This window comes from Pusillimonas sp. SM2304 (genome assembly GCF_031628915.1).
GTDB lineage: Bacteria > Pseudomonadota > Gammaproteobacteria > Burkholderiales > Burkholderiaceae_B > Pusillimonas_C.
The window spans coordinates 591,066-615,553 of the sequence record NZ_JAVLUJ010000001.1 but is presented as its reverse complement, the minus strand read 5'-3'; the positions used below and the strand labels follow the sequence as shown (position 1 = coordinate 615,553).

The 24,488-nt window shown below is 61.4% G+C and carries 20 protein-coding genes; 11 read left to right on the top strand and 9 right to left on the bottom strand.

The genetic code is table 11. The annotated features are described in order from the left end of the window. Window positions 1–38: 38 nt before the first annotated feature. The 4 genes from RE432_RS02820 (at window position 39) to RE432_RS02805 (ending at window position 3,935) form a co-directional block, all read left to right on the top strand. Window positions 39–1,001 carry a LysR family transcriptional regulator gene (locus RE432_RS02820; protein WP_310931696.1) on the top strand — a complete coding sequence of 321 codons (963 nt, stop codon included), beginning with the start codon at window positions 39–41 and terminating at the stop codon, window positions 999–1,001. Window positions 1,002–1,117: 116 nt separating this feature from the next. Next, on the top strand, window positions 1,118–2,566 hold the full coding sequence (rmuC, locus tag RE432_RS02815; RefSeq protein ID WP_310931695.1) for a DNA recombination protein RmuC: 1,449 nt from the start codon (window positions 1,118–1,120) through the stop codon (window positions 2,564–2,566). A gap of 61 nt (window positions 2,567–2,627) precedes the next feature. Beyond that, entirely contained in the window at window positions 2,628–3,038 is a 411-nt protein-coding gene (locus tag RE432_RS02810; RefSeq protein ID WP_310931694.1) for a PaaI family thioesterase, read from the top strand. Between the two features lie 15 nt (window positions 3,039–3,053). Then, window positions 3,054–3,935 carry a ZIP family metal transporter gene (locus tag RE432_RS02805; protein WP_310931693.1) on the top strand — a complete coding sequence of 294 codons (882 nt, stop codon included), beginning with the start codon at window positions 3,054–3,056 and terminating at the stop codon, window positions 3,933–3,935. A gap of 36 nt (window positions 3,936–3,971) precedes the next feature. Here the strand turns inward: RE432_RS02805 and RE432_RS02800 are convergent, their stop codons facing one another. Beyond that, window positions 3,972–6,602 carry an EAL domain-containing protein gene (locus tag RE432_RS02800; RefSeq protein WP_310931692.1) on the bottom strand — a complete coding sequence of 877 codons (2,631 nt, stop codon included), beginning with the start codon at window positions 6,600–6,602 and terminating at the stop codon, window positions 3,972–3,974. A 456-nt stretch (window positions 6,603–7,058) separates the two neighbouring features. Between RE432_RS02800 and RE432_RS02795 the strand changes: the two genes are divergently transcribed. The 5 genes from RE432_RS02795 to RE432_RS02775 all read left to right on the top strand — a co-directional run bounded on the left by RE432_RS02795 (window position 7,059) and on the right by RE432_RS02775 (window position 14,821). Beyond that, window positions 7,059–8,015, top strand: a complete 957-nt coding sequence (locus RE432_RS02795) for a TAXI family TRAP transporter solute-binding subunit (protein ID WP_310933006.1) — start codon at window positions 7,059–7,061, stop codon at window positions 8,013–8,015. Between the two features lie 140 nt (window positions 8,016–8,155). Beyond that, a complete protein-coding gene (locus RE432_RS02790) occupies window positions 8,156–10,792 on the top strand; it encodes a TRAP transporter fused permease subunit (protein WP_310931691.1) in 2,637 nt (878 codons plus the stop codon). A 94-nt stretch (window positions 10,793–10,886) separates the two neighbouring features. Continuing rightward, entirely contained in the window at window positions 10,887–12,086 is a 1,200-nt protein-coding gene (locus RE432_RS02785; protein ID WP_310933005.1) for a glycine C-acetyltransferase, read from the top strand. 725 nt (window positions 12,087–12,811) lie between these two features. After that, on the top strand, window positions 12,812–13,840 hold the full coding sequence (gene tdh, locus RE432_RS02780; protein ID WP_310931690.1) for an L-threonine 3-dehydrogenase: 1,029 nt from the start codon (window positions 12,812–12,814) through the stop codon (window positions 13,838–13,840). A gap of 30 nt (window positions 13,841–13,870) precedes the next feature. After that, window positions 13,871–14,821 carry a pseudouridine synthase gene (locus RE432_RS02775; RefSeq protein WP_310931689.1) on the top strand — a complete coding sequence of 317 codons (951 nt, stop codon included), beginning with the start codon at window positions 13,871–13,873 and terminating at the stop codon, window positions 14,819–14,821. 9 nt (window positions 14,822–14,830) lie between these two features. Here RE432_RS02775 and RE432_RS02770 read toward each other — a convergent pair whose 3' ends face one another. The 7 genes from RE432_RS02770 to RE432_RS02740 form a co-directional block, all read right to left on the bottom strand. Next, on the bottom strand, window positions 14,831–15,877 hold the full coding sequence (locus tag RE432_RS02770; RefSeq protein ID WP_310931688.1) for an asparaginase: 1,047 nt from the start codon (window positions 15,875–15,877) through the stop codon (window positions 14,831–14,833). After that, the gene (locus RE432_RS02765) at window positions 15,874–16,548 is read right to left on the bottom strand and encodes an ABC transporter permease subunit (RefSeq protein WP_310931687.1); all 675 of its coding nucleotides are present in this window, start codon (window positions 16,546–16,548) and stop codon (window positions 15,874–15,876) included. Before RE432_RS02765 ends, RE432_RS02770 begins: the two co-directional genes overlap by 4 nt. Further along, window positions 16,548–17,261, bottom strand: a complete 714-nt coding sequence (locus RE432_RS02760; RefSeq protein WP_310931686.1) for an ABC transporter permease subunit — start codon at window positions 17,259–17,261, stop codon at window positions 16,548–16,550. The genes RE432_RS02765 and RE432_RS02760 overlap by 1 nt, the downstream gene beginning before the upstream one ends. A gap of 6 nt (window positions 17,262–17,267) precedes the next feature. Beyond that, window positions 17,268–18,083 carry a transporter substrate-binding domain-containing protein gene (locus RE432_RS02755; RefSeq protein WP_310931685.1) on the bottom strand — a complete coding sequence of 272 codons (816 nt, stop codon included), beginning with the start codon at window positions 18,081–18,083 and terminating at the stop codon, window positions 17,268–17,270. A gap of 126 nt (window positions 18,084–18,209) precedes the next feature. Beyond that, window positions 18,210–18,983 carry an ATP-binding cassette domain-containing protein gene (locus tag RE432_RS02750; RefSeq protein ID WP_310931684.1) on the bottom strand — a complete coding sequence of 258 codons (774 nt, stop codon included), beginning with the start codon at window positions 18,981–18,983 and terminating at the stop codon, window positions 18,210–18,212. A 90-nt stretch (window positions 18,984–19,073) separates the two neighbouring features. After that, window positions 19,074–20,552, bottom strand: a complete 1,479-nt coding sequence (locus RE432_RS02745; protein ID WP_310933004.1) for an RNA polymerase factor sigma-54 — start codon at window positions 20,550–20,552, stop codon at window positions 19,074–19,076. Between the two features lie 174 nt (window positions 20,553–20,726). After that, window positions 20,727–21,689, bottom strand: coding sequence for a sigma-54 dependent transcriptional regulator (locus RE432_RS02740; protein ID WP_310931683.1), 963 nt, complete (start codon window positions 21,687–21,689; stop codon window positions 20,727–20,729). 161 nt (window positions 21,690–21,850) lie between these two features. Between RE432_RS02740 and RE432_RS02735 the strand changes: the two genes are divergently transcribed. Together RE432_RS02735 and RE432_RS02730 are read left to right on the top strand one after the other, a co-directional pair. After that, a complete protein-coding gene (locus RE432_RS02735) occupies window positions 21,851–23,200 on the top strand; it encodes a sigma-54 dependent transcriptional regulator (RefSeq protein ID WP_310931682.1) in 1,350 nt (449 codons plus the stop codon). 73 nt (window positions 23,201–23,273) lie between these two features. Next, complete coding sequence (locus RE432_RS02730; protein ID WP_310931681.1) at window positions 23,274–24,200, top strand: glycosyltransferase; 927 nt, start codon at window positions 23,274–23,276, stop codon at window positions 24,198–24,200. A gap of 21 nt (window positions 24,201–24,221) precedes the next feature. Here RE432_RS02730 and RE432_RS02725 read toward each other — a convergent pair whose 3' ends face one another. Further along, window positions 24,222–24,476 (bottom strand): hypothetical protein, encoded by a 255-nt coding sequence (locus tag RE432_RS02725; protein ID WP_310931680.1) that lies wholly within the window; start codon window positions 24,474–24,476, stop codon window positions 24,222–24,224. Between the last annotated feature and the right edge of the window lie 12 nt (window positions 24,477–24,488).

Here is a 24,488-nt window from a genome sequence, read left to right as displayed (position 1 = left end):
GACAGCCCACCTTGAAACGCTTAACACGCTGTTGATTTATGGAAATCCGCCAACTCGAAGCTTTTGCCGCAGTGTATTCCGCTGGCAGCGTTACGGCGGCAGGCCGTATGCTGGATCGTTCCCAGCCTATGGTAAGCCGGCAAATCCAGGATCTGGAAAACGAGCTCGGGTTCACCTTGTTCACCCGGACCCGGCCGCAGGTCACCCTGACCGAACAGGGCCGGCAGTTTTACGACGAGGTGCGCAATGTGCTGGCGGGTCTGCAGCAACTGGACGCCAGGACACACGAAATTGCGCAAGGGTGGGCGCGCCCATTGCGGATCGCGGCGACCGATGCGCTCAGCTCCAACCTGATTCCCGTAGTGATTGGCCAACTTGAGCGCAGCGCGCCGGTGTTCGAAAACCGGATGTACATCGACACCATGCCGCCCGAGCAGGTGGTGGAAAGCGTAGCCGATGGCCAGGCCGATATCGGTATCGTCAGCCTGCCCGTCGATCTGGGGCGTTGCCATTTGAACTGGTCGGGTCAGGCGCCTTGTGTACTGGCTCTGCCTGACGCGCATCCCTTGACTGCGCATGAAACCGTCAGCCTGGACGACCTGGGCGACAACACGGTGATCACCATGTCGAACCGTTCGCGCCTGCGTCACCGGCTGTCGACGGCCTTGCTGCAGAAAGACCCCACCGCCCGGCCGAGGCGCTATATTGAAACCACGTCGTCCATCAATGCGCTGATGCTGGTTCGGGCCGGCGTGGGGCTTGCTCTGATGGACCCATTGACCGCAGTCAGCCTGAAGCCCTCGGGCGTGGTGTATCGGCCCATCGATCGCTATGTGCCTTATCTGCTGGGCGCGATTACGCACCGGGATCGGGTATTGCCGGCGGAAGGCCGGCGTGTCCTGCAGGCGATCTGGGACTATGTCAGCGCTTACATCCCCCGTTTTGTCGCCGGCGATGCCACGGGCCTGCCCAAGGATGCCGACCCGTTCGAGGGGCAGTAGGCGCCGGGTCAGCGCGCCGCCGGTCCATGGCGGCGTGCCGGGCTGAAAGCAGACGCCTTCAGCCTCTGCCGCAAGGACCTATCATATGCCTGATGACGGCATAAGGAATCGGCACGATGTATCCAATATCTATAGAAATGACCGGCGTCTTGCTGGGTCTGGCGTGCGCCCTGGCGGGCGCGGGGGCGGCGGCCCTGTTTTTCCGCGGAGTGCTGGCCAAGGCGCGTGCCGAACGGCGGGCCGCGGACCTTGAAAAAAACCATGCCGAGCGCGAGCTCGCCCGGTTGGAGTCGACGGCGCACAACCTGCAGGAACGGCTGGAAGAAGCCCGCGACCAGTTGGCGGCCAGGGAGGCCCAGCAGCACACACTCATGCTACGCGCTTCGCGGCTGGAAAATGAGCTGATCGAACTGCAAGCTGTTCATGCCGAAAAGCTGATCAGTTTTCAGGACATGAAGCAGGGGTTCGAGCAATCCCGGGCGCAATTGAAGACCGAGTTCCAGAATTTGGCCAATCAGATTCTTGAGGAAAAGGGCAGGATTTTCGCGCAGAACAGCCAGAGCTCGCTGGATGCCATGCTCAAGCCCTTGCGCGATCAGATTGACGGTTTCCAGCGGCGCGTCAATCAAGTGCACGACGATACCGTGCGCGGCAACGTGTCGCTGGAGGCGGAGATAAAGCGCGTGCTCGAGGCGGGCATGAAAATCAGCACGGAAGCCAATACGCTGGCCTCGGCGTTGAAAGGGGACAAGAAAACCACGGGAAACTGGGGCGAAGTCCAGCTTGAACGCAGCCTGCAATCGGCCGGATTGGTCAAGGGCGATCACTACGCCGCCCAGCCGCGTTTCAAAGATGGGCATGGCAACCCGCGCCAACCCGATTTCGTGGTGACGCTGCCGGATCGCAAGCATATCGTGATTGACAGCAAGGTCTCGCTGGTGGATTACAACCGCGCCATGGCCGCCGAGACGGAAGCCGACCGGCTGGGCGCGCTGGATGCCCACGTCAAGGCAGTGCGCAATCATATCGACGATCTTGGAAAAAAAGACTACAGCAATCTGATCGGCATGCGCAGTCCGAGTTTCGTCCTGATGTTCATGCCCGTCGAACCCGCCTATATCGAGGCCATGAAGCACAATCAGGAGCTGTTCAACTATGGATACCAGCGCAATGTGATCCTGGTGTCGCACACGACCTTGATGCCTATTCTGAAAACCGTCGCCAATCTGTGGATGATTGCGCGCAGCAATGAGCAAACCCATGAACTCAGTGAGCGCGCAGGCGATATCTATAATCAGGTCGTGGTGGTGGCCGAGCGCTTGAAGAGGCTGGGCGCTACGCTGGACACCGTCAGCCGGCATTACAACGAGACGGTCAGGGCAGTGGCCGGGCAACAGGGCTTGTACGGCAAGGCGTCCCGGTTCAATGAGCTGTCGTCCAGGGCGAACAAGACCATGCCGGAGATCGAGCCGCTGCATGCGGACTTCGAGGGCGAGCGGCTGGAACTGATTGTGGGCGATGCGCCCGCCGCGGCCGATCCGGCGCCCGCGCCGGATGGGTCTTGAGGCATGCCTGCGCCGCACAGGGTAAGCTTACGCCTTTGAAACTACCTCGGTTCCCTTCAGTATGAGTCAGGACTGCAATACAGCGCTTTCTATCGGCAACCCGTTCCTCGAGTGGATGGGCGTCACGTTAAAAGAGTGGTCGCCGGGGTATGCCGAAATGCATCTACCCGTGTCGGCCAAGTTGGGAAATCGCACAGGCCGCGTCCACGGAGGCGTAATATGTACCCTGCTGGATTCGGTGTCGGGCTATAGCGGCCTGTATTCCGGGCCGGATGGCCCCCAATTGCGCAGCCTGACCTTGTCCTTGACGACGAATTTCATCGATAGCGGCGACGGCGAGGTCCTGGTCGCCAAAGGGTTTATCGAGCGTAAAGGCCGGAGTGTGTTTTTTACCCGGGCCGAGGTTTGGATGGACGACGCCCTGTTGATGGCGACAGCGGTGGGGACGTTCAAGTATTTGCGGACTAAATAGCTTCTACTTATTCATATGGATGACGTTCAAGCAGTCCGGCCGCGCTATAGCGTCGGCCTTCTCATTTTGGCCATCGTGCTGGTATTGCTGGGCATCGAGCTTTACGCAAGCCTGATTGCGCCGGATCCCAGGCTGCTTGGCGCATTGCGCTGGGGATTGCTGGCTGCGTTCGCCACGACCTTGGGCACCCTGCCCGTCCTGTTTTCCTTGCCCTTTTCGCAACGCGCCAATGACACCATGCTGGGCTTCGGCGCCGGCGTCATGCTGGCCGCCAGTTCCTTTTCCCTGATCATTCCGGCGCTGAACAGTGCCAAGGAGCAGGGCGCGGGTCCTTGGGGGGCGGGCGGCATTGTCGCCGCCGGCATTCTGGTGGGCGCCGTGGGCTTGCTGCTGATCGACCGGCTGCTTCCGCACGAGCACTTCGTCAAGGGCCTGGAGGGCGGAAAAGCCCGGAAGCTGAAGCGGGTGTGGCTGTTCGTGATTGCCATTTGCTTGCATAACCTTCCCGAAGGCCTGGCCATAGGGGTCGGGTTTGCGGGGGGTGACATCGTCGGCGCCCGAGCCCTGGCCGTCGGGATTTCCATACAAGATGTGCCAGAGGGGTTAGTGGTGGCGCTGGCCTTGAGCGGGGTCGGCTACCGCCGTGGGACGGCGGTTGGGGTAGCAATGCTTTCGGGGCTGGTCGAACCCCTGGCCGCTGTGCTGGGGGTGGCCATTATCGGCCTGTCCGCCGCCTTGCTGCCTTGGGGGCTGGCCGCAGCCGCCGGCGCCATGCTTTTTGTCATCAGCCACGAGATCATTCCCGAGTCGCACCGGCAGGGGCACGAGTCGTATGCCACCCTTGGCCTGATGTTGGGATTTGTCGTGATGATGCTGCTGGATACCGCCATGGCTTGATCCGGGCATGGCCCGAACCTGCGCCCTGGCGCTTGTTCAGGCGGGATGCCTGGCCAGCCATTGCGCAATAGGGGCTGGCCGTGCGAACAGGTAGCCTTGCATGGCATCGCAACGCTGCGCTATCAGGAAGTCCGCCTGTGTCTGCGTTTCCACGCCTTCGGCGACCACATGCAGCTTGAGCTTGCGCGCCACGGCAAGAATCAATTCCACGATGGCTGCGTTGTCGGCGCCGTGCTGGGTATCGTGCACGAAGCATTTGTCAATCTTGAGTTCATAGAGCGGCAGCCGCTTCAGGTACGACAGGTTGGAATAACCGGTGCCGAAGTCGTCGATGGAGAAGCGGATGCCGATGCCGGCCAGCTCGATCATGCGGTCGGCCGCGCCCTGCAGGTCTTCGATCAGAATGCCTTCCGTCACCTCGAAAATCAGCCGCTCGGGCGGCGCGCCCGTTTCCTGAAGGATTTCACGCACGCGCGTGACAAAGTCGGCCTGCCTGAACTGACGGGGGCTGACGTTGATGGAGAGCGGGTACAGCTCGCCGGCTTGCTCCAGCCGCTTGATGATCTGGCAGGCCTGCTGCAGCACCCAGTCGCCGATACGCAGAATAAGGCCGGTATCTTCCGCGACCGGGATGAAGCGTGAAGGCGAAACGGGGCCGAGCGTGGGATGGTGCCAGCGCGCCAGCAATTCGGCGCCCACGATAGTGTGCGACATGTCGTACTGGGCTTGTATATACAGCTGGAACTGATCGGTGCCGATGGCCTGGGCCAGCTCGCGCTCCAGGGTCAGCCGCTCCTGAAGATCCGTCTGCATGCGGGTTTCGTAAAAGGCCACCTGGTTGCGGCCTGATTCTTTCGAGCGCGACATGGCCGTATCGGCCTCGCGCAGTACATCGGCGGCACTCTTGCCATCAGGCTGGATGAGCGTGACACCGATACTGGCGCCGCAAAGGTAATCCTGGCCATCGATCAGGAAGGGCTGGGCAAGCGCGCCGCGAACGCTCTCGGCGATATTCATGGCTGTGCGGGCGGCTTCTTGCTGAGTGCGGCCCAGGCGCTCGAGCAGAATCACAAATTCATCCCCGCCCAGGCGGGCGATGGTGCTTTGGTTGCACACCTCGTTCTTCAGGCGCTGCGCCGCATCGCACAACAAGGTATCGCCCGTTGCATGGCTGCTTGAGTCATTGATGCGCTTGAAGTGATCCAGGTCGATGAACAGTACCGATGCGAAACCCGTGCCGCGGCGTATCGCGTCGATGGCTTGTTCCATGCGCTCCAGCAGCAGGCGCCGGTTGGGCAGCTTGGTCAAGGTGTCGTAGAAGGCCAGTTGATGCGCGGCCAGCCGGGCCGCCTTGTGTTCGGTCACGTCGGTCGAGATGCCGCACAACGACTCTATGGCGCCCTTGTTGTTCCTGAGGGGGATCTTGATCGAGAAATAGGTTCTGGCGCTGCCGTTCTCCAGCGTCACGTCCTCTTCCTGCGCCACGCGTTCGCCATGCGTGATCACCCTGAGCTCGCTCAGGCGCGTTTCGGCCAGGCCTTCGTGCTGGATCAACTGGTCATCGCTGCGGCCAATAAGGTCGGGCAGGTCGAGTCCGAAAAACTCGCAGACCTTGCGGTTGCCATAGCGGTACTTGAGCTGCCTGTCTTTGATATAGATGTGCGCATCCACGCTGTCCAGGATGGTATTGAGCTTGGCCTCGCTGGCCTGGAGGTGGCGTGTTTGACGGGCCACCTGGGTTTTCAGAAGTGTGGCGATGCCCAGGGCCCCCAATAGCAGCGTTCCCAGCGCCGAGAGGGCCCACCAGAGCCACGCCGGCAGGTGGGGGGAGGGAGCGGGCTTGCCCCAACGCTGCAGAATATTGAAGTAGCGCGAGCCCGGGTCGGCCTGCCACGCGGCCAGGTGCTTGTCGATCGCGTTCAGCAGATGCCTGTGGCGTCCTTTGCCTGTAGCGTAATACATCTGTATGGGTTGGAAAATCACGGAAGTGGCCACCAGCCGGTATGCCTGCGCGTGCAGCTCGCCAAAATGATAATTGGCGACAACGGCATCGGCCTGGCCATTGGCGACCATTTGAAATCCCGTTTCAAACTGGTCGACTTCCAGCAGGTTGGCGTGAATGCCGAAACTCGATGCCATGGATTTCAGATAATCAAGCTGAATCGACGCGGCCAAAACCGCTACGCGCTTGTTCTGCAGATCGAGCACCGAGTGGATGGAGCCGTCGTCGCGCCCATAGATTTGCGACCAGCTATGCAATGCGGGCAATTGATGGAAGTCGTACCGCAGCTCGCGGTCATGGTTGCGTGCCACATCGGGCAGAAGATCGATCCGACCGTCTTGCAAGGCCTGAAGGCAGTCTTGCCATGCACAGGGTACGGCGCGCAGCACCCAGCCCTCTTCCTTCGCCACCTCGGTCAGCAGCTCGCCGAGGATGCCGCTGGGCTGGCCATTCTCGCCCATATGCAGCTTGGGGAAGTCTTCAAGGACGCCGACGGTGAAGCTGCGCTGCTGGCCCAGTGCGGCGCTGGACACAAAAAAGGAAGCGAGCAGCAGGAAGGGGAACAGAAGCGCGGCCGCTTTGCGAAAGAACCCCCTTGATGGAGCCTGCTGCGCGACGCCCTGGCATCGTGGGAATGATGTGCTCTGTTCGTGATGTAAAACCATGGTTACTTATGGGTTCAGTAGCCATTGCTGATAAAACATGTTAACACTCGTAGTATTAAGACACGAACCTTATTTGTGCTTAACATCCGCGTTTTTATAGGTAAAAACCCTGATATATGCCTCTGTTTTAACGTGTTCTGCTGTTTGTACAATGCCCGATCCGTTCGCGTATGCAAAAATGGCACCAGAAAATTTGTATGGCTTTGTGAAAAAAGGCCAACGGGATAGTGTCTGGAATCGGCAAGGCAAACCTGGAAAACCGCCAGTGCGGGGCGGGTCGGCAGATCCTGCATTAAGAAAAACACATTGTTTGTTTTAACACTTGCATTTACACACACACAAAGTGTGGGCTGCGGGTGCATCGTACCGGTTAGAGTCCGGCAACAGTAGAGGGGAAACCCAAGGAGAAACATTATGCGAAAACTATTCAGCGCTTCCGTCAGCAAGCGCCTGGCCATGACCGCCGGCGCTGCTGCGATGTTCGCGGCACTGGCCTCGCCGCTGCCTGCCGCGGCTCAGCAGAAATTCGTCAGCATTGGCACGGGCGGGGTCACCGGCGTGTACTACGCCGCGGGCGGCGCCATTTGCCGCCTGGTCAATAAAGACCGTGCCGACCACGGCGTGCGCTGTTCGGTGGAATCCACCGGCGGCTCGGTTTTCAATATCAACACCATCAAGGCCGGCGAGCTCGACCTGGGCGTTGTGCAGTCCGACGTGGGCTTCAACGCCTACAATGGTCAAGGCCAGTTCAAGGATGCGGGCGAGTTCAAGAAACTGCGTTCGGTGTTCTCGCTGCACCCCGAGCCCTTCACGTATGTCGTGCGCAAAGAAGCCAACATCAAGTCTTTTGAAGACTTGAAGGGCAAGCGCTTCAACGTGGGCAACCCGGGTTCGGGCACGCGCGCCTCCATGGAGCAATTCCTGGCGGCCAGCGGCACCGATCTGAGCTACTTCTCGCTGGCTTCCGAACTGCGCCCCGACGAGCACGGCCCAGCGCTGTGCGACGGCAAGATCGACGGCTTCATGTATGGCGTGGGCCACCCTTCGGCCAACATCCAGGATCCCACCACCACTTGCGGCGCACAGTTGATGTCGCTGACCGGCCCCGTGGTCGACAAGCTGGTCGCCGATTATCCCTACTATGCCAAGGCAACGATTCCCGCGGGCCTGTATCCCAACAACCCGCAGGAAACCAACACTTATGGCGTGCTGGCCACCTTTGTAACGTCGGCCGATGTGCCTGAAGAAACCGTCTACCTGGTCGTCAAGGCCGTATTCGAGAACTTCGAGGACTTCAAGAAGCTGCATCCGGCATTTGGCCATCTGGAAGCCAAAGACATGGTCAAGAACGGTCTGTCCGCGCCTTTGCATCCTGGCGCTGAAAAGTACTTCAAAGAGAAAGGCCTGCTGTAAAGATAAGGCGCGCGTGCCTGCGCGCGCTATTGTTCATTTAGCAGCATCAGGCGGCCAATGGCCGCCTGTCTGGTAGTAAGGCCCGGCAAGTGCTCATCGCTTGCCGGGTGAACCCGATAGAAACACCAAGGGGAAACCGCATGAGCACCACTTCACCGCCGTCCGCCATCGATACGCAGACCAACGCCAATCTTGAACAACTGGTTGCCGACGTCGACCGCGGAGGCCGTAATGTAGGCGGGATAACGGGCGCTGTGCTGTTTTGCGGTGCCGTTTTCTGGTCGCTGTTTCAGCTGTGGTATGCGTCGCCGCTGCCATTTGCCCTGAACCTGGGTATTTTCAACGATACGGAAGCACGCGCCCTGCATCTGGGCATCGCGATGTTCCTGGGGTATTTGGCCTACCCCGCGCGCAAGAGTTCGCCGCGCGACAAAATGCCTCTGATAGATTGGGTATTGGCTTTGATCGCGGGGTTCTGCGGCGCCTACCTGTTCCTGTTCTATAAAGAGCTGGCAACGCGCCCCGGCATTCCCACGCTCATGGACATCACTGTGGCGTCGATCGGCCTGCTGCTGTTGCTCGAGGTGACGCGGCGCGCGCTGGGGGCGCCCATGGCGGTGCTGGGCGCCGTATTCGTGTCTTATGTATTCCTGGGGCCTTGGCTGCCCGATGCGCTGGCGCATCGCGGCGCATCGATAGAACGCCTGGTGTCCCATATGTGGTTGACGACCGAAGGCGTGTACGGCGTTGCGCTGGGTGTGTCGGTGTCCTATATTTTCATTTTCGTCTTGCTGGGTTCTTTGCTTGACCGCTGCGGCGCGGGCAACTACATGATGCAGGTTTCCTTCGCCCTGCTGGGCCACTTGCGCGGCGGTCCGGCCAAGGTGGCCGTGGTGTCGTCGGCCGTGAACGGCATTGTGTCGGCTTCGTCGGTGGCCAATGTGGTCACCGGCGGCATCTTTACCATTCCGCTCATGAAGAAGGCGGGCTATGGCGGGGTCCGCGCCGGCGCCATCGAAACCGCGTCATCGGTGAACGGGCAAATCATGCCCCCGGTGATGGGCGCCGCCGCCTTCCTGATGATCGAGTACGTGGGCATTCCTTATACCGACATCCTGCGCCATGCGCTGCTGCCGGCCAGCATTTCATACATTGCCCTGTTCTATATCGTCCACCTGGAAGCCATGAAGCTGGGCATACAGCCCATGATGTCGGCCGGCAAGCCGCGCACAGCGCTGCAGAAGCTGGCGGGCTGGGGCATGGGTATCGCGGGTTCCGTGATCGTCATGGCGCTGGTGTACTGGATTGGTGTGGGCGTTCAGACGGTGGCGGGCGCGGCGGCAACACCGATTCTCGTCGCCATCCTGACTGTCTTGTATTTGTGGCTGCTGCGCATTTCGGCATCGCATCCCGATCTTCCCACCGATATCAATATCACCAATCCCACCCGGCCCGAGCCCTGGCCCACGGTGCGTTCGGGCCTGTATTTCCTGATTCCCATCGGGATTCTGGTCTGGTGCCTGACCGTCGAGCAATTCTCGGCCGGCCTGTCGGCCTTCTGGGCCGTGGTGGCCATGGTCCTGCAAATGCTGACGCAGCGGCCGCTGATTGCCTGGTTCCGCAAGCAGTCCGTGGCGCCAGCTGCCAAGCTAGGCATGTCTGAAACCATCAATGGCTTGCAGGAAGGCGCCCGCAACATGATCGGCATCGCCATCGCCTGCGGCACGGCCGGCCTGATCGTGGGGGCCATTACCCTGACCGGCTTGGGCCTGCGCATGACGGCATTTGTCGAGCTGGTGTCCATGGGCAATGTGCTGATGATGCTGGTGTTTACCGCTGCCGTCTGCCTGGTATTGGGCCTGGGCATGCCGACCACTGCCAACTACATCCTGATGGCGACATTGATGGCGCCGGTGGTGGTTGAGCTGGGCGCGCAAAGCGGCCTGGTGATTCCGCTGATCGCCGTGCACATGTTTGTGTTCTATTACGGCATCATGGCCGACATCACCCCGCCGGTCGGGCTGGCGACCTTTGCCGCGGCGGCGATCTCGGGCGAGGACCCCATCAAGACGGGTATCCAGGGCGTGACCTACGCCATGCGCACCGCGGTGCTGCCGTTCATGTTCATTTTCAACCCCTTGCTGCTGCTGATCGATGTGGACGGCATCGGTGAGCTGTTCCTGGTGGTGTCCGGCGCCATTCTGGCGTCGCTGACCTTTGCCGCCGCCACTATGAAATGGATGCGTGTCAGGGCGACCTGGGCCGAAGTCGGCTTGTTGCTGCTGGTGACGTTCATGCTGTTCCGCCCGGACTTCTTCATGAATTACGTGGCGCCGAAGTACGAGACACGGCCTGCGGCGGAATTGCTCAAGATTGCCGCCGAGATGCCGCCCAAGGGGCGCCTGGTGGTGCAGCTGACCGGCATGAGCCTGGAAGGCGAGGACAAGCAGAAAACGGTCGCGGTACCGCTGGCCGCGCTGCCTGAAGACAATCAGGCAACGGGCGACGCAGCCGGCCTGGCGCGCTTGTCGGCGGCCGGCCTGACGGTCATGGCCATGGGCGATCAGGCGCAGATTGCCGCTGTGCGCTTCGGCAGCCAGGCCCGGCGCGCCGGCTGGGAGCAGGGCTGGGACATTACACAAGTCAAGGTGCCGAACCCGCGCCGTCCGTCCGAGTTCTGGTCCTACATTCCCGCGTTGCTGATTCTGGCGTTCATCTGGTTCAAGCAAGGTGTCCGGATGCGGCGCGAGGAAAACACCCATCCCGTCGCTGCCTGATATTTTCTGCTTGCGTATAAGGGCCATGTCTTAAGGGACTGGCCCTTTTTTTGTATAGTGACAGCTGGATGCTTCTTCTATGAACAGGTTGGTTATGCAGACTATTTTTCTTGATCATGTGCGGGATCAGATCCAGCAATTGCGCAACGACGGTTTCTATAAGCCCGAGCGGGTCATGGCCGGGCAGCAGTCTTCCCAGGTGCAACTGGAGGACGGCAGCCGTGTGCTGAACTTTTGCGCGAATAACTATCTGGGCCTGGCCAATGACGCACGGCTGATCGACGCGGCAAAGCAGGGGCTGGATAGCGCCGGCTTCGGCCTGGCGTCGGTGCGTTTCATCTGCGGCACGCAAACAGGGCATAAGGCGCTGGAGCAAGGCCTGGCGCGTTTCCTGAAAATGGATGATGCGATTCTGTATTCCAGCTGCTTCGACGCCAACGGGGGCTTGTTCGAGGTGCTGCTCGGCGAGCAGGATGCGGTCATCAGCGACGCGTTGAATCATGCCAGCATCATCGATGGCGTGCGCTTGTGCAAGGCAAAACGGTATCGCTACCAGAACAATAATATGGCGGATCTGCGCAGCCAGTTGCAGGCCGCAGACGCCGCGGGCGCGCGCTATAAGCTGATTGCGACGGATGGGGTGTTTTCGATGGACGGCATTATTGCCGACCTGAAGTCGATTTGCGACCTGGCGGATGAATTCAATGCGATGGTGATGGTGGATGATTCGCATGCGGTCGGGTTTATTGGTGAGCATGGCCGGGGGACGCCGGAGCATTGTGGCGTAGAGGGCAGGGTGCATGTACTGACGGGTACGTTGGGCAAAGCGCTGGGCGGGGCTTCGGGCGGCTATGTGGCGGCGCAGGGGCCGGTGGTCGAGCTGCTGCGGCAGCGTTCGCGGCCTTATCTGTTTTCGAATACGCTGGCGCCGGCGATTGTGTCGGCGTCGCTGCGCGTGCTTGATCTGCTGCAAAGCGACGAAGGCGGGGCGTTGCGCGAGCGTGTCCATGCCAATGGGCAGCAATTCCGGCAGGCCATGGCGTCGCTGGGTTTTGATCTGGTGCCAGGCGGGCATCCCATTATTCCCGTGATGTTCGGGGAAGCCCAACGGGCGGCGGACATGGCCGAAGCGCTGTTGGCCGAAGGGGTCTACGTGATTGGTTTTTCGTATCCGGTGGTGCCCAAGGGACAGGCGCGGATACGCACGCAAATGAGCGCGGCGCATACGCCGGAGCAGATTATGCAAGCAGTGGCGGCGTTTGAGCGGGCGGGGCGCAGGCTGGGGGTGATCTGATCGGGCGCGTAAAAATGCGTGTTGTTGCTGCGGCTTGTGCTTTTTTTGCGTTCTTTAGTTCTTAAGAAAGACCCGGGCGGCAGGTGCTGCTCCGGCTTCGCGCGCTACGGCCTCGGCTGCGCCAAGGCTGCCCGGTTCAGACACTGAAATCGCTGCGGGGGCGGAACTCGCCCGGTCGGGCCGGTGGCCCGACATTCGCCGGGCTCAAACAGCCGCCCCCTTGCATCAGCGATTTCAGCGCCCGAACCGGCGTGCGCGAGGCGCCTGCACAGCACCTGCCGCCCGGGTCTTTTCAGGACATGACGTATTCACGCTCTGCCATACCATCCAAATCAGGTATGTCCTGCCCGTTTATGAAGGCGCTGTGGAGGCTGGGGCCGGGTAGAGCGCCGGTTGAGCAAGCCGCGCCGCGGGCCTGAGGACGGGGGCGTAAGAGGACGCGCATGTTTGAGCAAGAAGGGGTCCGGGGGACCGCTTCTTGCGAGTTCGCGTCCGACCCCGTCCTCAGGCCCGTGGCGCGGGAAGCCACGGCAAAGCCGTGGCCGCAGCGATCGGCGCGGCACCTGGCCCCAGCCTGCGCAGCGCCTGGCTTAAAAACAGCATGCTGCACCGGTCTCCACAGTACCTGGCCTAGAAACAGCATACTGGCCTTTGCCTATAGCTCACTGAGCACGTCCAGCGTAGATTTATAATGACGGCCCCGCCACCTGGACCTGGAGCCCGCCATGCGCGCCCTTGCAAAGCTTGAACCCACCATTGGACTGACGCTGACCGACGTCGAGCGGCCGGTTGTCGGCCATAACGACGTCCTGATCAAAATCACCAAGACCGCCATCTGCGGCACGGACATCCATATCTGGAAGTGGGACGACTGGGCCAGCAAAACCATCCCCGTTCCCATGCATGTCGGCCATGAGTATGTGGGCGAGATCGTCGAAATCGGGCAGGAAGTCAGCGGCTTCAACATTGGCGACCGCGTCTCCGGCGAAGGCCATATTACCTGTGGGTTCTGCCGTAACTGCCGCGCAGGGCGGCGTCATCTGTGCCGCAACACCCTGGGGGTCGGCGTCAACCGGCCCGGTGCATTTGCCGAATATCTGGCCATTCCGGCCTTCAATGCCTTCAAGATCCCCGATGATGTTTCCGATGAACTGGCTGCCATTTTCGACCCTTTCGGCAATGCCACCCATACCGCGCTGGCCTTCAATCTGGTGGGCGAGGATGTGCTGATCACGGGCGCCGGCCCGATCGGCGCCATGGCGGCGGCGATTGCCCGGCATGTGGGCGCGCGCAATGTGGTGATTACCGATGTGAATGATTATCGGCTTGAGCTGGCCGCGAAGATGGGCGCCAGCCGCACAGTGAATGTCGCGCGCGAGTCGCTGCGCGACGTCATGAATGAACTGGGCATGAACGAGGGCTTCGATGTGGGGCTGGAAATGTCGGGCGTGCCCAGCGCCTTCACCAGCATGCTCGAGCAGATGAATCACGGCGGGAAGATTGCCATGCTGGGCCTGTTGCCCGCGGGGGTGGGCATCGACTGGAACCAGGTGATTTTCAAGGGGCTGGAGATCAAGGGCATCTATGGCCGCGAGATGTTCGAGACCTGGTACAAAATGGTGGCCATGCTGCAAAGCGGGCTTGATCTGTCTCCCATCATTACGCATCGCTTTCCGGTCGATGAGTATCGCGCCGGATTCGATGCCATGTTGTCGGGCCAAAGCGGCAAAGTCGTGCTGGATTGGGCGGCCTGAAGCTTTGCTGCATCATCGGGATCCAGGCTGTTGAAAAAGGCGCAGCGAATTGAATGGGTGCGCCGGGCGCCGCTGCCGCTGCGTGACGGCGTGGCGCCCAGCCGGGTTTATTTGCCGCAAGGTCCGTGGCTGAACTTGCGGGATTTCGTGCTTCAGCGCTTTCCACACGTGCCGCGGGATGTCTTGCTCGAGCGGCTGGCGCGGGGCGATATTGTCGATGACGCCGGGGTGGTTCAAACGCTGGCCAGTCCGTATCGGGCGCTGGGCTGGCTGTGGTATTACCGCGAGGTGCCTGCCGAAGCGCATGTGCCCTTTGAGTTGCCTGTGTTGTTTCGCGATGATTATCTGGTCGCGGTCGACAAGCCGCATTTTCTGGCCAGCATTCCTGGCGGCCGGTATCTTCGCGAAACGGCATTGATACGCTTGCGCCAATCGCTGGAATTGCCCTTGCTCAGTCCCATTCATCGGCTGGACCGCGATACGGCCGGCGTCCTGCTGTTCTGCGCGGCCCCCGAGCAGCGCGGCGCGTATCAGGCGCTGTTTCAGACGCGCGACGTGCGGAAAGAATACGAGGCCATTGCCCCGCTGCGCGCCGATCTGGTTTTTCCCTTGGTGCATCGCAGCCGCCTGCAGGCGCGCCCCGGGCATTTCACGATGCAAGAGGTCGGCGGCGAGCCGAACAGCGAGACCCATATCGACTTGATGGACACCCTGGGCGATCTAGGGCGATACCGCCTGCGCCCGCATACGGGACGCAAACATCAGTTGCGCGCGCATATGAGCGCCCTGGGAATACCGATCTGCAACGACGCCTTCTACCCCGCGCTGCAGGCGCATGCCGATGCCGATGACTTCAGCCATCCGCTGCAGCTGCTGGCCCGTTCGATTGAATTCACCGACCCCGTCAGCGGCCTGCCAAGGCGCTTTGAAAGCCGGCGCGTGCTGCAGGCGGTGTCTGGGCGCCAGGACGGCGGCGCTTAGCCGTCCAGCTTAGTACTGTTCAAAATACGACTCGATCGTCGCGCGGTCGTGCGTTTGCGTCAGGGCCAGCATCAGCAGTATGCGTGCTTTTTGCGGGTTCAGCGACTGGGCCGCGATCAAGCCGCGCCGGGCATCGTCCGGGCTGGCGGAAACCATGCCGGCGCCGCAGCGGCTGCTGCGCACGCAAGGGATGTGATGCTTCTTGGCCAGGCGGACGCCTTTCTGGGCTTGCGGCGACAGGCTGCCATTGCCGCTGCCGGCGATGACGATGCCTTGGGCGCCGGCGGCGATCGCCGCCTCGTACAGATGCAGTCCGGCATCCTGGTGATCGTAAAGGATGTCGACCCAAGGCAAGGTCTTGAGGCCAGCCAGGCTGAACCGGGTTTCGGCGGGATGCTTGATGGGGGCCTGGAACAGATGCAGGCGGCCGTTATGGATCTGGCCCAGGCTGCCGTATCCGGGGGATCCGAAAGCGTTGACCTGCGCCGTATGGGTTTTGCTGACGAAACGGGCGGCATGGACGCTATCGTTCAGCGTGGCCAGCACGCCCAGATCCCGGGCGTCCGGATGCGCGGCCAACAGGACGGCGTTGTACAGATTCAGCGGCCCGTCGGCGCTCAATGCCGAGGCCGGCCGCATGGCGCCGACGATGACGACGGGCTTGGCGCTGTGGATGGTCAGGTGCAGAAAGCAGGCCGTTTCTTCCAGCGTATCCGTGCCGTGCGTGATGACGATGCCGTCGATGCCGGGGTCGGCCAGCAGGCGATTGACCTTGGCCGCCAGCTTGAGCAGCATGGCATGGGTGATGTTGCGGCTGTCGACGTTGAAGACTTGCTGGCACTGGATGTTGGCCAGGGACGACAAGGCCGGTACGGCCGACAGCAGGTCGTCTATGCCTTCGGTGACGGTGTAGTCGGCCAGGACGGTAGCGCTGGACGCGGTGGATGCGATGGTGCCGCCGGTGCCGAGCAGGGCGATGTTGGGCAGGGTATTCATCAACAGGGGCTCCTGTTCGGCGCCGGTGCGCTGGCCGGTCCGTTCAATCGGTTGATTCAATGCTTGAGCCTGCGTTCCAGCAGGTGCAGGCAGGCCAGTAGAAAGAAATTGATCATCAGGTACAGCGCGCCGGCCAATACGAAGGTTTCGATGATGGCATAGTTCTGGTTCATCAGGCGTTTGGCGTGCCCGGTAAGTTCCATGACGGCAATGGTGGAGGCCAGGCTGGTGCCTTTGATGGCCAGCACGATTTCGTTGCTGTAGGCGGGCAGTGCCTGGCGGATCGCCAGGGGAAACACGATGCGCCGGAAACGCAGCAGGGCAGGCATGCCGCAGGCGCGGGCCGCGTCGATCTGCCCCTTGGGAACAGACTGGAAGCCGCCGCGCAAGACTTCACTGATGTAGGCGCCGCTGTTCAGGGCGATCGCCAGAATGGCGCAGCGGCCGCCATCGCTGAAGAGCCACCACAGGGCGGGATTATCGCGCACGAAGCTGATGGTGCCGATGCCGTAGTACAGGATGAACAATTGCACCAGCAGCGGCGTACCCCGAAAACAGGTGCTGTACAGGAAAGAAAAGCGGGCCGCCAGGGTGTTGGGGGTATTGCGCATCAGGGCCAGTGCCAGCCCGATCATCGATGCGAAAAAAATAGAGGTCAGCCCGATATAGACGCTCAGGCCAAAACCCTGGAACAGATTGACGATGGTGTGCTGGAACAGATCGGCATCCATTACGCATGCCCCATCATGCCGCGCCCGTAACGCCGCTCGGCCAGGACGAAAACCCCCTGGCTGGCCGCGCCGATCGCGAAATACAAGGCCCCTGCCATCAGATACAGGGCCAATGGCTCACGGGTCGCGGCGGCGCCCAATACCGCGGCCCGCATGATTTCGACCAGGCCCACCAGCGAGATCAGGGCCGTGTCCTTGAGCGCCGTCTGCCACACATTGTTGGTGCCGGGCAGCGCATACCAGAACATCTGCGGCAGGACGACACGAAACAGGCGCTGGCGGGCCGACATGCCGATGGCGCGGGCCGCTTCGATCTGCCCGGCCGGGATGGCCTTGAGCGCGCCGCGGAACACCTCTACGCCATAGGAACCCGAGATCAGGCCAATGGCCAATATGCCGACCAGGGCCGGGAACCAGCTGGTCATGGCGTCTTGCCAGCGCAACGCGTCGGCCAGATCGGCCGCGGCCTGGACTGAGCCAAAGAACAGCAGATAGATAATAAGCAGCTCGGGGATGCTGCGCACAAGCGTGGTGTACAGGCTGACCAGCAGGCTGAGCAGCCTGGGGCCCGATGTCTTGACGCTGGCGCCCAGGATGCCGATGACGATACCCAGCGCCATGCCCAGCACTGAAATCAACAGCGTCATGGCGGTGCCGCGCAGGAGCGTCCAGCCCCATCCGTCGCGCAGCACCGCGAGTATCGTGTCGAGCATGTGGTTTTACTTCTTGCAGACCTCGTAGTTCGAAATGTCGATATCGAACCATTTTTCGCTGGAGGCCTTGATGGTGCCGTCGTTGATCAGCTTGCACAAGGCGGCGTCGACTTTCTCTTTGAGCTCGATCTTGTCCTTGTTGATGCCGACGCCTATGCCATAGCCCAGCACCTCGGGGGCGGACGAGCCCTTGATCACCAGTTGGGACAAGGCGAAATCCTTGTCGCCGACTTTCTTCAGGAATTTCGATTGCGAGGTCAGGTCGGCAAACGTGGCATTCAGGCGGCCGGCGTCCAGGTCGATCTGCATCTGATCCAGCGTATCGTAATTCTTGATGTTCAGGTCCGGCGCCTTTTGGCGCAGATAATCGCCATGCGTGGTCCCGCCCTGCACGCCCACGGTTTTCCCGGACAGGCCCTTGAAGATGTCTTCGGCGCTGCCGGCGCTGATCAGCTCGCTGTCCTTGGGCAGAACAAAAAGGGCATCTTCCACGGCGTAAGGAATGCTGAACGCAATGCGCTTGCCGCGCTCGGGCGTGACCGACATGCCTGAAATGATCAGGTCGAAGCGGTTGGCGTCGAGCGATGGAATCAGGCTGTCGAAGGCCTGGACGACAAAGCGGCAGTCGGCATTCAGTTCTTTGCACAGTGCGTTGCCGACGTCGGCGTCGAAGCCGCTGACTTTGCCGGCCGCATCGACCATGCTCCAGGGCGGGTAGCCGCCTTCAGTGCCTATCTTCAGGGTGTCGGCCGAGGCGGTGCCGAGTCCCAGCAGGGCCAGGCCCGTGCAAAGCACGGCTTTCTGCAAAAATGGTGTGATCACGTTGGTCTTCCTTGGAGCGGCTGAAACAGCCGGCGGTTTTTATGGCTTACTGACTGCGCAGCTGCCCCGCGATGGGCGTTGGCGCTGCTGAATTCAGGATATTACCAAAGTAGGCAGGGGCCGGCTTCAGTAAGTGGGCAGCAGGAACTGGCGCAAACGCTGGGATTCGGGCTGGTCGAACAAGGCGCCGGGGGGGCCTTCTTCCTCGACCAGGCCATTGTGCATGAACAAGGTATGGTCCGAAACCTCCCGCGCGAACTTCATTTCGTGCGTGACAAGAATCATGCTGCGGCCTTCGTCGGCCAGTTGCCGGATGACGCGCAGTACCTCGCCCACCATTTCGGGGTCCAGCGCCGATGTGGGTTCGTCAAACAGCAGGACGTCGGGGTTCATGGCCAGCGCGCGCGCAATGGCGACCCGCTGCTGCTGCCCGCCCGACAGCTCGCTGGGATAGGCGTCCTTTTTATCGGACAGACCCACTTTTGCCAGAAGCTCAAGGGCATGCTCAGTGGCCTGGCTTTTGGGGACGCCCTGGACATGCACTGGGCCTTCCAGCAGGTTTTGCAGCACATTGCGATGGGACCACAGGTTGAAGTTCTGGAACACCATGCCCAGGCGGGCGCGAACGCGTTCAAGCTGCCGGTGATCGCTGCTGACGGCCACGCCATCGCGCCCCTTGTGGCTGCGCAGGGTTTCCTTGCCGATGCGCACGACGCCCTCGTCCGGCACGACCAGATGGTTGATGCAGCGCAGCAAAGTGCTTTTGCCCGAGCCTGACGCGCCGATGATGGACAGCACATCGCCTTGCAGGGCGGTGAAGGATATGCCGCGCAGCACCTGGTTCGCGCCAAACGATTTGTGGATGTTTTCAGCCTTGACGGCAAAGTCGGCAGCGGTCATGGGGCGGGGCGCGGGTAGAACGAGGCAGGCATGGCAAAAAGGGCCGGAAAGCAGCAAATGGGCTATTTTAGTGCCATTTCCCGAAGCGGGTCAGGGTGCGCGCCTGAGTTCGGCGGGGGGTACCTTGATCTGCGTCCGGTATTTGGATACGGTCCGCCGCGCCACCATGATCCCCTCGCGCCCGAGCTTGCGGGCCAGCGTGACGTCGGACAGCGGCGCCTTGGGGTCTTCCTCGTCAATCATCTCTTGTATGAGCGCCCGCACGGCGCCGGCGGAGCAGGTGCCGCCGGAGCTCGTGGCCAGCTCACGCGAGAAAAAGTGCTTGAACTCGAAGATGCCGCGAGGCGACGACAGGTATTTGTTGCTGGTGGCGCGCGAGACGGTCGATTCGTGTATGCCGAGCTCATCGGCGATTTCGCTGAGCATCAGTGGGCGCAGTGCGATTTCACCGTAATCGAAGAAAGTCTGCTGTCGCGCGACGATGGCCTGGGCCACGCGCTGAATGGTGCTGCAGCGCTGTTCCAGGCTGCGCATCAGCCACCGTGCCTCTTGCAGGGCTTGTGCCATCAATTGGCGGTCATGGTAGCGGGTACCGCGAAACAGTTTGGCGTACGTGCTGTTCAGGCGTGCCTGGGGGATGGCCGCGCTATTCGATACCGCAATCCACTGGCTGCCTGCTTTGCGCACGATGACGTCCGGGACAATGTAGGTAGACGGGTCGACACTGCTGTAGCGTGCGCCGGGCCGGGGCTCCAGCGTGCGTATGAGCGCGCAGGCCGACTGGATGGCATCGGGTGTGCTGTCCAGGGCATGCGCAAGGCCGGTGTAGTCGCAGCGTCCAAGCTTGTCCAGATGCGCCGACACGATCTCCATGGCCAGTGTCCGCTCGGGCGTCGCGTCGGGCAAGGCCTGCAGTTGCAGCATCATGCATTCACGCAGATCGCGTGCGCCCAGTCCCGGCGCGCCAAGCTGTTGTATCAAGTGCAGGGCGGTTTCCCACTCGTCATCGCCGGGCGCGGGCGTGAACTGGCCCGCGGGCGCCAGTTCGTCGAAAGGTACCCGCAGATAGCCGTCCTGGTCGATGGCTTCAATAATGTATTCGACCAGATATTGGTCGCGCTCGCTGAGCTGGCAACTGCACAAATCAGCGCGCAAGGCTTCCTGCATGGAGGTGTCGCTGCGCGCCCATTGGCCCACATCGCTGTCGGACTGATGTGAACCGTTGCGCTCGGGGTAGTCGCCGGAATAGGCGGAGGGCGCCGGCATGGCGTCCGCTTCAGCCTGTGCAAAGGCCGGGACGTCGCTGGGCGCTTCGGCAAAGAGCGAGCCGTCGGCCGCGGCGTCGTGGCCGGTGTCGGCGCTTGCCCCGTCTGCTGGCTCGCCGCCGTCGGGACTGGCCTGCCCCTCGCCCGAGGAGGGATCGTCGGGGTCTTCCAGGAAGGGATTGCTGGCGATGGCCTCGGCCACCTCGCGGTTGAAGTCCAGTGTGGACATCTGCAACAGCTTGACGGACTGCTGCAGCCTGGGCGTCAGGGCAAGTTGCTGACGTACCTGCAGTTCAAAGTGCATCTGGGCCACGTGGCATCTCCTGGTTCAGTTTTTCGTTCTATCCAACAAAGGAATACCAAGCAAAAACCATGCCAGAAATTCAGCGTGTGCCGTATATAGGAGCGACGCGCCGGAACTCCCTGATGGGGCGTTGATAAATTACCGATGGGTGTAAGAAGTGCTGAGGCGCGGCCGTCAGACGGTCTCGGAGGCGTCGTTCAGGCTGCGGAACCGCTCCAGCCGGTTGTAGAGCGTTTTGGGACTGATGCCCAGGGCCAGGGCTGTGCGGCGCTTGTCGCCGGCATAGTAATCCAAGGTAGCCATGATGACGGCCCGCTGCGCCGTCGACAGCGAGGTACCAACGGGGATTTTCAGAATGCCTTGCCTGGCTTCAAGCGTGTTGGGGCGGAACATGGGCGCAATGGGCGCGATCTCGATGATCTCGTCGGCCAGGATATGGGCGCGGGTAATGACATTCTTGAGTTCGCGGATATTGCCCGGCCAGTCGTGCGCCTCAAGGACCTCCACGGCGGTGTCTGAAAGCTTTTTCCGCGTTTTTTCCTGCTCGTTGATTTCATCGACAAAGCGCTGCGCAAAATAGCCGATGTCGGCTTTGCGCTCGCGCAGCGAAGGTATCCAGATCGGAAAGACGGCCAGGCGGTACAGCAGGTCGGAACGGAAGCAGCCCGCCTGCGCCGCTTCCTTGGGGTCCCGGTTGGTGGCGGCAATGATGCGGACATTGGTCTTGAGCAATTCGGACCCGCCCACCCGGTGATATTGGCCGCTTTCCAGCACCCTGAGCAACTGAACTTGCATGGACAAGGGCATTTCGGTGATTTCGTCCAGGAACAGCGTGCCGTTGTGCGCTTGTTCAAAACAGCCCGCGGTGGTCGCCGAAGCGCCGGTGAAGCTGCCTTTCTCGTGTCCAAACAATTCGCTTTCCGCCAGGGTGGCGGTAATGGCGCCGCAATTGATGGCGACGAATGGCCCCTTGCGCCGGCCGCTGCGATGATGAATGGCACGCGCAACAATCTCTTTGCCGGTGCCGCTTTCACCGACAAGTAGGACGCTGGCCTCGGTAGGCGCGGCCTTGACGATGGCGCGGGCAAGCTCGAATGCCGCTGGAGATCGTCCCAAAATCCGGGAGGTTTTTTTCATTCGGCACAGTCTAGTATGAAACCGCGATGCGCTGCGTATAAACTCATTTTGTTTCAAAAGTCATGGCTGTTTACGGGCGACTGGCGCGAAACCGCGTACGATTAAAGCTAAAACAAGTCGTGAAGACATATAAACTATAAACTAGCCTACTGGGGGCGTTGATGCCGCATCTTTTGATCGTTGATGATGATTCTGCCGTGCGAGAACTCGTGGCGGATATCGCTGTCGAAGATGGTTATACCGTTGCCCAGGCCGGGGATGTCAGGCAGGCCAGGATTCAGATGGAGCGCCAGGCGCCAGACGTCGTCCTGCTGGATATGCAGTTGCCCGACGGCGACGGCATGACGTTCTGGAAAGCCGCCGGTTTGCCGGATGCGCAAGTTGTATTCATGACCGCGCATTCCAGCGTCGATAGCGCCATCGACGCCTTGCGTTGCGGTGCCGTCGATTACCTGCTTAAACCGGTCAGTCTGCGGCGTTTGCGCGGCGTGCTCGAGGAACTCAAGTCGATGTTGGTCAGCCGGCCTTTGCCCGGTTCGGCCGATTGCTTTGCCAAGATGATCGGGCAGTCGCGCGCCATGCAGCTGCTGTGCGCGCATATTGAAAAGGTTGCGCCCACGCGCGCCACGGTTTTGCTGGTGGGCGAAAGCGGAACCGGCAAAGAGCTCGCTGCCGAGGCCATCCATCTGGCCAGTCCGCGGCATCAGCAGCCGTTCATGCCGGTCAATTGCGGGGCGATTGCTTCCAACCTGATCGAAAGCGAATTGTTCGGCCATGAAAAAGGCAGCTTTACCGGCGCCGACCGCCAGCACAAAGGATATTTCGAACGCGCCTGCGGCGGCACGCTGTTCCTGGATGAAATCACCGAGATGTCGATGGAGCTGCAGGTGCGCCTGTTGCGGGTTTTGGAAACCGGCCGTTTCATGCGCGTGGGAACGCACGAAGAGATTGCCACCGACGTCCGGGTGATTGCCGCCACCAACCGCAACCCTGAGCAGGCTGTCAGCAGCGGCGTCCTGCGTGAAGATCTTTACCACCGCCTGAGCGTTTTTCCGCTGGAGCTGCCCCCTTTGCGCGAGCGTGAAGACGATGTCCTGCTGCTGGCCAACCACTTTCTGGATGAACTCAACGCCGAGGACGGCACCAAGAAAACATTTTCCGCCGAGGCGCTCAAGGCCATGCAGGAATATTCGTGGCCGGGCAATATACGCGAACTGCGCAATTACGTGTACCGCAGCTACATTCTTGCCGATGAGGTCATCAAGGGCGACTTCAACTCTTTCGAGCTGGAAGCGCACTCGGCGGGATGGGGCTCCGAAATCCTGGTGCCGGTAGGGGTGCCGCTGGCCGATGCCAACCGGCAGCTTATTCTGGCGACGCTGAAACAGTGCGGCGGGGTCAAGAAAGCGGCGGCCGAGATGCTGGGCATCAGCCTGAAGACCTTGTACAACCGGCTTGACGAGTATGGCGCGGCAGGCGATGTCGACGAGTCGCCGTCCCGGTTGCGCTGATTTGCGCCGAGCTTGCCGGGCACGTTGCATGCTGGCGGGTTTGACCTGTTCATTCTAGGCAAGGCGGATTGACATGTGGACTGAAGGACGCGTATCGGTCGTTGTGGTGACGCACAATAAGCGCAGGCAGTTATTGCACACACTTGAATCGCTGCGCAGCTTGCCGGGACGAAGGCCGATTATTGTGATCGATAACGGTTCGGTCGACGGAACGGCGGCGGCGATTGCCGAGCAGTTCCCTTCGGTATTGCTGATCAGGGCGCGCCGTAATCTTGGCGCGGCGGCGCGTAATATCGGCGTCGCCTATGTCCATACCCCCTACATTGCTTTCTGCGACGACGACATGCAGTGGGAGGCCGGGGCCTTGGAGCGCGCGGTTGCGATGCTGGATGCGTCCCCCGATGTGGCCGTTTTGAATGCCTGCGTGCAGATCGGGCCTACCCGGTCGCTCAGCCCGGCGTGTGTGGCCATGGCCCAAAGTCCCTTGTCGCGCGAGTGTCTGCCCGGCCCGCAATTACTGGATTTCATGGCGGGCGCCTGCGTGATGCGGACGCGTGCTTTCTACGACGTGGGGGGCTACTGGCCGCCATTCTTCCTGGGTGGCGAAGAGGCACTGATGGCGCTGGATATGGTCGAGCGCGGCTGGCGCATCGTCTATGCGGACGACGTCGTGAGCCGGCGTTTTCCGGCCAGGCCCGCCAGTGTCCGCGGAGACGAAAGGCTGCGGATACGCAATGACATATGGGTGGCCTGGATGCGCCGCCCGCTACGCCCCGCATGGCGCAAGACGTGCGAGCAGCTGGGCAATGCGCGCTTGCGGGGTATTTTCTGGCGCACCCTGGCCGATGCCGCGATCGGACTGCCCCGAGCCCTGCGGCAGCGCCGCGTGATATCGCCCGCCGTTGAAAACATGCGGGCCCTGCTGGATACCGTGCCGGCCGATCTGTCCTCCTCGCTGGTTTCCGTGATCAACCCCGCCCAAAAACACCACTCGGTATAGCCGGCGCCCACGCCTAGTGCACTAGTGCAGCCAGTGGGCGCGGCGCGCCACCCGCGCCGGCGGCTGTTGCCCGGGCGGCCGGTTCGGTTCCCGTATTTCGTCGGGCGCTTCCCGCGGCGGCAGGTCGACTTCCCTGTCTGTTTCATCAGGACCGCCGGGAGGGGTTTCCGGGGGGATGGCCGGGTCGTGTTCCGGGGGATCGGGCGGCTCGGGCACGTGCGCCCATTGGCCAAGGCGGCCGCTGTCGGCAAATGTTTTGAAGATTCTTTCAGTCATCGCGTTCTCCTG